The organism is Paraburkholderia sp. RL18-085-BIA-A (assembly GCF_046027075.1).
Taxonomy (GTDB): domain Bacteria; phylum Pseudomonadota; class Gammaproteobacteria; order Burkholderiales; family Burkholderiaceae; genus Paraburkholderia.
Genome location: NZ_JARESU010000467.1, coordinates 1 through 1,105 on the forward strand (window position 1 = coordinate 1; position 1,105 = coordinate 1,105).

Annotated in this window: 2 protein-coding genes; both read left to right on the top strand. The window is 60.3% G+C overall.

Annotated features, from left to right (window positions below; genetic code table 11):
* The coding region (locus P0D89_RS53265) for a site-specific integrase (RefSeq protein WP_408379684.1) at window positions 1-545 on the top strand (545 nt) is incomplete at its 5' end.
* A partial coding sequence (locus P0D89_RS53270) for a site-specific integrase (RefSeq protein WP_408379686.1) occupies window positions 542-1,105 on the top strand: 564 nt, incomplete at its 3' end. The genes P0D89_RS53265 and P0D89_RS53270, both read left to right, overlap by 4 nt.

The following is a 1,105-nucleotide window of genomic DNA, read 5'->3' on the forward strand; positions in this document are numbered from 1 at the left end:
CTCGGGAGTTGCTGGCTAGTATCGATCGACGGACTACAGTCGGTCGTCGCGACTACGCGATCCTGTTGATGCTCGCGCGATTGGGATTGCGATCCAGTGAAGTGGTTTTCCTCGAACTCGATGATATCGACTGGGACGCAGGTCAACTGAGCGTTCACACCAAGGGTGGACAACGCATCGAGCTACCCTTACCTGCGGACGTCGGCGAAGCCATCGCCGCCTACTTGCAGCACGGGCGGCCGAAGAGCGCCAGTCGCCGCGTATTTTTACGTGCACGCGCGGGCATCACCGGTTTTCGTGGGCCAAGTAGCCTCGGCTGCGTCGTTCGGCGTGCACTTCAGCGTGCCAGCATTGACGCGCCCACAACCGGTGCCCATCAGTTCCGCTACGGACTGGCTACCCAGATGCTGAGTCATGGAGCTTCGCTCACGGAGATTGGCGAGGTGCTGGGTCATCGTCACCCACAGACCACGATGATCTACACTCGGGTCGACATCAAGGCATTGCGCGCACTCGCGTTGCCTTGGCCCGGAGGTGTACGATGAATACGCTTCGGCAGGCTGTTCAGGATTACCTCGACCTGCGGCGCAGCCTGGGATTCAAATTGAGGGAGGAGAGCACAGCGCTACCCGATTTCGTCGCGTTCATGGAACAGCATCGTGCTTCTTACGTTACGCAGGCGTTGGCGCTCGCCTGGGCTCGGCAACCCACAAATGTCCAGCCCGACCGATGGGCGCAACGAATGCGCTGGTTGCGTGGGTTCGCGCGATATCGCAGTGCTACCGATCCCCGCACGGAAATACCAGCACCAGGCTTGTTGCCATTTCGACCGAAGCGGGCCCGACCATACCTATACTCGGCCGACGAGATCCGTAGCCTGCTACAGGCGGCGCTGCAGATGCCATACCACGATGAACGGGCTGCACTGCTGCCATGGACCTATCACTGCCTGTTCGGGCTGTTGAGCGTCACGGGCATGCGCCTGGGTGAAGCGCGCAATCTCGAGCTTCAGGACGTGGATCTGACGGGGGCGATATTAACGATCCGCGGCGCGAAGCTCGGAAAGACGAGACTCATTCCTTTGCATGCCTCAACATGCAAGGTG